The 7,360-nt window shown below is 58.5% G+C and carries 5 protein-coding genes; 3 read left to right on the top strand and 2 right to left on the bottom strand.

Annotated elements, in window-relative coordinates; translation table 11 throughout:
• Positions 1 to 1,179, bottom strand: a 1,179-nt coding sequence (locus ACMLHG_RS09155; protein WP_417170295.1) for a substrate-binding domain-containing protein, incomplete at its 3' end; no start/stop codon positions are given.
• Positions 1,180 to 1,449: 270 nt separating this feature from the next.
• Here ACMLHG_RS09155 and ACMLHG_RS09160 point away from each other — a divergent pair.
• Positions 1,450 to 1,917, top strand: a complete 468-nt coding sequence (locus tag ACMLHG_RS09160) for a hypothetical protein (protein ID WP_417170296.1) — start codon at positions 1,450 to 1,452, stop codon at positions 1,915 to 1,917.
• Between the two features lie 27 nt (positions 1,918 to 1,944).
• On the opposite strand, the gene ACMLHG_RS09165 is transcribed toward ACMLHG_RS09160, so the two are convergent.
• On the bottom strand, positions 1,945 to 3,204 hold the full coding sequence (locus ACMLHG_RS09165; RefSeq protein WP_295808727.1) for a GntR family transcriptional regulator: 1,260 nt from the start codon (positions 3,202 to 3,204) through the stop codon (positions 1,945 to 1,947).
• Positions 3,205 to 3,399: 195 nt separating this feature from the next.
• Here ACMLHG_RS09165 and ACMLHG_RS09170 point away from each other — a divergent pair, with 195 nt between their 5' ends.
• Positions 3,400 to 4,173, top strand: coding sequence for a prepilin-type N-terminal cleavage/methylation domain-containing protein (locus ACMLHG_RS09170; RefSeq protein WP_417170297.1), 774 nt, complete (start codon positions 3,400 to 3,402; stop codon positions 4,171 to 4,173).
• 25 nt (positions 4,174 to 4,198) lie between these two features.
• Positions 4,199 to 7,360 (top strand): hypothetical protein (locus ACMLHG_RS09175; protein ID WP_417170298.1); only part of this gene is annotated, 3,162 nt, incomplete at its 3' end.

A 7,360-nucleotide genomic window follows, 5' to 3' on the forward strand; every position in this document is an offset into this window, starting at 1 on the left:
ATTTTTCTTCTCCGAAAGAGCAGGGGCTGGTTCCGCAGAGGCTACATTCAACTCCCCAGAGAAACTGCATTGGGGAGCAAAACAAATTCTCCGTCCGGCGACTTGATGGTAATCCGCCGCGGTGGACTCTCCGATCCACAGCACCTCCTCCGGCGAGAGGTCCTCCAGCTCGAAACGGTAGTAGAGCCGTTCCGGAGCCGGGGTGATGCCGAGATAGTGTTCGTAAATTTTGCTGACCAGCGGCATCAGGTCCGGGGTGTTCACAATGGTGATCGACGGGGTGTGGACGCGGGCCTGTTCCGGACTGCCGAAGGAGACCACGGCGATATCCTCCGGAACTCGAATCCCATGATTGCGGAGGGCGCGAATGAGGCCGCGGGTCGCTTCAACCGTGGTGCAGAAGATGGCATCGGCCCCGTCGAGCTTCCCCGCCCGCACCAGCCGATCGGCATAGTGGATCGCGTGAACGAGAGAGGGCTCGGGGGGAGTCGTGCGGTCATCCCAGACCATGCCGGTGCAACCGTACTTGGTCAGAGCCCGTTCCCACGGCAGTTGACGCGAGGAGGGGCGGTTGAGATTGGGCTCCACCGTGAAGAAGTCGATGCGCCGGCAGCCGCGCTGGTGGAGAAACTTCACCAGATGCCCGATTGCTTCGATGTTGATTCCGTCGAAACAGCGGATGCCATAGCAGGTCAGGTCGTTGAAGAGAGAGATCATCCGGTCGCGGCGGCGGCGGAGTTTCTCCAGCAGCAGCGGGTGGAGCGGGCTGATATTGAAGAAAATCATATCGAAATCCTGATCCAGCGTCTCGTACACCACCGCGTCCTCGCTGTAGCGGAAGGGGATATCCTGATAACTGCACCCATATTTGCAGGCGGCTCCGGCGATGGCGTTGCGCCATTTATCGGAGAGGGCGATGGCGCTGTGGTGGAGGTAGGCAACCCGCAGTTTGGGCGAGTCCCCCGGTGCGCCGGGAACCTCCAGCCGTCCGTTGGCGGCCCGGATTACGGTGCCGTCGTCGATCAACTTCTGCATCGCCTGCCGGGTGGTCATGTAGCTGATCCCGAACTCCTGCATCAGCTTGGGGGCTCCCGGCAACGCGCCGGAAAGGTAGTCTCCGTGCGCAATCCGGCGCTGGAGCACCTCGGCGATCTGTACATATTTCGGAGTTCCTGTCATTCAATGCTCCGTTCTTACAATTTTATATCTAGATAATTTTCTGTTTATATTATAGCAAAAATTCTGATCGATGTCAATACCCTGCCGAAAAAAAGTATGAAAATCGGTTGGAAGGCCGACGGCATAGCGGCGACCGGCCGTGGAGCGGGAGGAGCGAGACGGGGTGCGTGCCGGAGGATTCGCCCGGAGAGGTGAGTTAGGAAACGCTTTTGCAATCCATTGGCAGAGATGCTATTTTATTTGCATGGAAATCACGGGGGCTTGTGGATCATGGCGAAGGATTATTTTTCTCCTTACGGCACGTATGTCTTCGGCTGTCTGCTGCCGCCGGACGAGCTCGAGAAACGGCTGCGGAATGCGTGCCGGAGCTGGTCCTTCTTCGGCGCGGGTGAATTCCGGAATTTCTTCTTTTGGCGGACTGCAAAAGGGATCGTGCTGATTCCGTACCGTTATATGCAGAACACCCTGCGGGCATGGCTGCATCTGACGGTGGAGCCGGGAAGGAACGGTCGCGGTTCCCGGATTCAAGTTGTTGCGGCGCCGCTGAATCTGCGGTGGTTGAACTGGTTCCTCTGCGGCTTTCTGGGTGTATTGGTGGCGGCTGGAATCTACGCGCGGACGTGGCCGGTGCTGATTGCTCTGATTTTCCTGCCGTTGAGTCGGATTTTTCTGGCGATATGCCGACAGGGTGCGGAAGAGGAGTCCCCCGGATTCTGCGCGGATTTCAAATGCTCCTGAATCAACTGGAGAAATAAAACTTTCTCGTTACGGGAAGAGCTCGGTGCGCGAAAGAATGTTCGGTGCGATCAAGATCCGGGTGGGGTGGCTGACCGAGGAGTTCATGATCAGCGTCAGTTCTGCAATCACCCGTGAGGCGAGTTCCCGCTGTGGCTGGACCGCAGAAAACCGGAGGAACGGGCGGTTCTCGAAGGCCTCCGCCTTCAGATCAAACGCCGCGGTCGGGAGATTCCGCTGCCGTAGAAACTCTACCAGCGGCGGCGCCGAGAACGAATAGTGGTAGAGGACACCTGGAGTTGTGAACAACAGACTGTCGCAGCGGGAGTTCCGGATGAATTCGAAGAACCTTTCGTGGGAGTAGTTTTCGTCAATCCGGTAGATTCGCTTATTCGGTTTCAGCCCCGCCTCACTCAATGCCTGAGCATAACCCAGCGCCCGCTCCTCCGCAGAGGGGAGCCGATCAGCGATTCGAATCAGTGCGGGCCGGCGGCAGCCGAGTGCGAGCAGGCGGCAAGTCAGTTGATGCGCTCCGTAGAAATGGTCCAGCGAAACGGTGGAGCAGCTGGCGTCGAGGCGGCATTGATCGAAGAGAATCAGCGGATATTTCTCCTCAACCAGCTGCCGTACCAGTTCCCGGCTCCGTTCCTTCAACCCGGGATACAGAATCATGCCCTCGCACTCCCGGCGGATGACCCGAATCGCCTGCGCCTCCTCGCCCGGGTTGAACCAGGGATAACGACGCAACCGGAACGCATATCCCAGCCGGACGACCGTCCGCTCCAGCTCCGGAAAGAACTCCGGCCAGCCGTTCCCCGCGGCAGGGAAAACCACGCCGATTTTCTGCTGGCGGCTCTGGGGGTCATTTGGCGCAATCTCAGGCGCCAGCAATGTTCCCCGTTTCTTGATCCGGCAGATACGATGGTCCGCGTCGAGCAGTTCCAAAGCATTTCGCACTGTTCTGCGGCTGACGCCGAAAAAGGCGGCAAGTTTCTCCTCGGTGGGGAGGCGCCCCGCCATACGCCCCTCCGGAGAGAAAATATACTCTTTGAGCACATTGTGCAGCACCATGTAACGGGGCAGTGGCGACGCAGGGTTCACGGAATCCGTCCGCCGCCGGAGAAGCCGGGCTATTTCTCCACTGTTCAGGATGGAAAGCTGCCGCGCAAACATTTCATCCGGAATCAGACGACAGATCACCCAGGTGAACCACGGATCCTTCGTCGCCGCGTTCCGGGCAATCTCCAGGGGCGGAGCGGAATCTCCCGGTGTCTGAATCGAATTCGCCATGCGGAACCTCAGCTGTTATTCTGCACTCGGTGTCTAAATATAAGCGATTTTTCGTCCGATGTCAATCAATTCAGCGCAGATGAAGTGCCGGTATTTTCAATATGTATCTATTTTGTATCTTTTAAGGAGATTGTTTTTTTCGTCAGAATACGGTATAATTAATTCAAAACTCAGGAACCCATAGGAGAATGAGGTATGGCGAAAAAATTTGATTCAGGCTGGCGAAAGAAATCCGTGTGGGACGGAAAATTTTTTACTCTGATTGAACTCCTCATTGTGATTGCCATCATTGCAATCCTCGCCGCCATGTTGCTGCCGGCGCTGAACAAGGCACGGGACTCCGCGAAGAACATAGACTGTATCGCCCGCACCAAGCAGTTGATGCTGGCTATGACCTCGTATACTGATGATAATGGAAATTTTCTGCCGTACATCAGCGGAAACGGAGCAGGAGACTTCTCGCAGCTCGCTTACAGCGGAGGAACCATCCCCAATCTGCTCGGCAAATATCTTGCCGCCCAGTCGAATGAGAGCCGCGAGAAGAAGGCGGCAGTCTGGGAGTGTCCACGGCTGCCATATACCAGAACAAACGGGGTAAACCGCGATTTTTTCTGCGGCAAGTGGCTGAACGGCTGCCTCTTCACCGACCGTTCAGGGACACGTGGACGCAAACTGGTAAACATCAAAACCCCGTCGGCCAAAATTCTCTTTATGGATACGCTGGATACCGTTACCGGAAATTACGATTACAACCTCTATTTCCGCCCCAGCCGGACTGGATACGGTTCATTCTCCGTCACACGGACCGGAGCGCATCAGCCCGGTAACGGAGCCGCGTTTCTCGACGGCCATGCGGAAGCGATCCTTCAGCATTACTGGATGAACGGTACGATGACGAGCGTGAACCTCACTGCTTTCAACGCTCACGAGGAGTACCAGCCCGGTGCCTCAGGAAATATTCCTCTGTAAATGACGAAAAGAAAGGATGTAATCGATGAAACAGGTATGTTTATCGCTGATCTTGTTTGCCGCCTCCCTGCTTCCGGCGACAGACCTGCCCGGATGGTTTTCCCGCAATGAGAACGGGCGGATCGGCATGGGAGGAACCGCCTTGTCGCTCACCCACCTCTCGCCCCGCTGGAAGCAGACTTCACTGCGTTCCGCCGGGAAGGTCCGCTTTGCCGACGAGGCGGGCACGCTCACTGCCGAAGGGGCGTATCAGGGAGCGAAATTCCGAGAGACATTTACCCCGGCCGGGAAGAACAAGCTTCATTACGATGGGGTATTTTCCGCATCCGCCGAACTGCCGACACAGGCGCTCTTTCTGGAGTTCCAGATTCCGGCGGGCATCGCGAACGTCTCAATCGACGGCGGGAACATCGCGCTCCCACCGCGGTTTGACGCGAAGAAATGGGTGATTTTCAACAACAGAAAAGTGGAGGAATTCTCCATGCCGCTCCCCGACGGTTCCGTCTGGACTGTGACCGGCAGCTTCGTGGTGAGAATTCAGGATCAGCGCCGCTTCAATGCCGGAATGAAGGCTCCCTTTGCGGTCCGCTTCTACTACGCGCCGGAAGAGGGAAGACTGGAAAATTTCCGTCTTACCGCCGATTTCCGGCTGGAACGCGGCGGAAGCGCGGCGAAACTCCCCGACTGGGTCCGGCTGGAAAAGAGCGGCGTGCTGAAAATCGAGACTCTGCCCTTTACGGTGGTCCACGCCGCTCCCGGCTGGCAGTGGTCGCGCCAGAGCAGTTCCCCGGGAACGAAACGGACCTTCCGGGAGGGCGTCGTCACCGTTTTCGGCAAGTTTGGTCTGGGAGAGCTCCGGGTGACGGCGGAGCCGCTCACTCCGGCGGCGTTCCGGTACTCCGCGCAGTTCTGTTCCGACCGGCCGTTCCCGACCCTGCTGCTGGCCGTGGAGTTCGCCCTCTCCCCCCGTGCGCGGCAGATCGAAGTGGACGGCCGTAACCTCGAACTGCGTGCCGAATATGACGAGAAGCGCTGGGTTCCGGTAAACAGCCGACGGGTCCACACCGTCACATTTCCGCTCGACAGCGGCGCAAATCTGAGCATCACCGGCGATTATATCCTGCGCATTCAGGACAACCGGAAATACAATCTGCCCGGATACTCCGTCCGGCTCTACTTCTCGCCGTCGCAGGGGGAGCTGACCGAAGCGAAGTTCACGGCAAAATTTGAACTGCAGCGGCTCGGCGCACAGCCGGTGAACCTCGCTCCTGCGGCAAATATGGGATTTATCGACGAAGTTGCCGGCGATGGACGGGGCGGCTGGACCGATCAGGGTCCCGCCAACGACCTGCGCATGTTCAAGCCCGGGAAACTGACTGTCGGCGGCGTGGATTTCACCGTCGTCGATCCCGCCGGAAACGGCGGGCGTTCGGCGGTGGTGCTCGGCCGGAAGTTTCCGCATGAAGCGACGGTGAAACTCTCCGGCTCCGGACGGTGGCTCTTTCTGCTGCACGCACTGGCGTGGCCCGGTGGCAAAAAAGCCGGGGCTCTTGCCGTCACCTTTGCCGACGGTTCCAATCAGGAGATTCCGGTGGAGAATGGGCGCGACGTCGGGAACTGGTGGGAGCTGAACAACTTCGCCAATTCTCTCATCGCCTGGTCGGCGGAGAACCGTTCCAGTTACATCGGGCTGGGGTTCTCCCAATTTGAACTGCGCCGGAACGATCCGGTGTCTCTGACCTTCCGGATGGAAAATCCCAAGTGCTGCTGGATGATCGCCGCCGCGGCACTCGGCGAGAAACGTCAACCGACGGAAGGATTGGCGAAACCCACCTACATCGTAGAAAACCGCGAATGGATCAAACTCGACTTCCTGCCGGATGTGGTTCCAGGGTCTCCGCTGGATTTCTCGAATCAGCTGGACGCTCCCGCCGGGAAATACGGTGCGGTCCGGGTGTCGCCGGAGGGGAACTTCACCTTCGAACGGGCGCCGGAGAAACGAATCCGGTTTGTCGGTACCAACCTCTGCCTCTCCGCCAACTATCTGCCGCACGAAGAGGCCGATCTGCTGGCGGACCGGCTGGCAAAGACGGGCTTCAATGCGGTACGGTTCCACCACCATGACGGCGGCCTGCTTCGACGCGGCGCAAACGACGGCCTCACCTTCGATCCGGCGGAACTGGACAAGCTGGATTATCTCTTCGCCGCACTGAAAAAACGGGGCATCTACCTCACTACCGACATCTACTGCAGCCGCCGCATCAAAGCCGGAGATGGAATTCCGGAAGCGGTTCTGGAGAATCCGGCATTCCAGATGAAGGCGCTATTGCCCATTTCCGCCGCCGCACTCCGGAACTGGAAGGAGTTCGCGCGCCGCTGGCTCACCCATCGCAACCCCTACACCGGCATGAGCTGGGCGGAGGATCCGGCCCTCTATGTTGTCAGCTTCGCCAACGAAAACAACCTCGACTTCTGCTGGAATACGGTGCCGGAAATCGGCGAACTCTATCGCAAGGCCTTCCCCGGCTGGATGGCGGAAAGATATCCCGGCGAACCGGCGGGCAAGGCGGATCCCGCGGTCAACCGGCGGTTCCGCGAATTCCTCTACGAACGCCAGCATCGATGCATTCTCGATCAGATGAATTTTCTCAAGAATGAACTGAAACTTGTTGCACTCTGCACCGATCTGAACATGCAGAACCGGGTGCCGCTGGCGCTGATCCGGAACGATCTGGATGTGGTGGACAATCACAAATATCACGATCACCCGAGCTTCCCGGTCAATCTGTGGCGACTGCCCAACCAGTTCTACCAGCGTTCGGCCATCAGCCGGTTGGGGAATGAAGTCCCTCTGCTGCTGTTTGCTCCGCGCCTCTTCAACAAGCCGTACGGCATCACGGAATTCAAGTTTTGCCCGCCGAACCGCTTCCGTTCCGAAGGCGGGCCAATGATCGGCGGATATGCCGCACTGCAGGGCTGGAACGCGCTCTACCAGTTCGCCTGGTCCCACTCCCGGGAGGGGAATCTGCGGTTCGTCGGCGGCAGCACCTTCAACTACGCCGCGGAACCATTGGCGCAGTTTTCGGACCGGCTGGCGATGTTCCTCTTCCGGCGGGGCGATGTCGCCCCGGCGCGGGCGGCGTTCGGCTGGAGCGTGCCGGAGAATCTCTGGAATTCCGATGCGCCG

Source organism: Victivallis sp. (assembly GCF_048170485.1).
Classification (GTDB): Bacteria; Verrucomicrobiota; Lentisphaeria; order Victivallales; family Victivallaceae; genus Victivallis.

Coding starts and splice junctions, on each gene's coding strand:
- ACMLHG_RS09160 (WP_417170296.1), top strand. CDS start 1,450: ATGGCGAAGGATTATTTTTCTCCTTACGGCACGTATGTCTTCGGCTGT.
- ACMLHG_RS09165 (WP_295808727.1), bottom strand. CDS start 3,204: ATGGCGAATTCGATTCAGACACCGGGAGATTCCGCTCCGCCCCTGGAG.
- ACMLHG_RS09170 (WP_417170297.1), top strand. CDS start 3,400: ATGGCGAAAAAATTTGATTCAGGCTGGCGAAAGAAATCCGTGTGGGAC.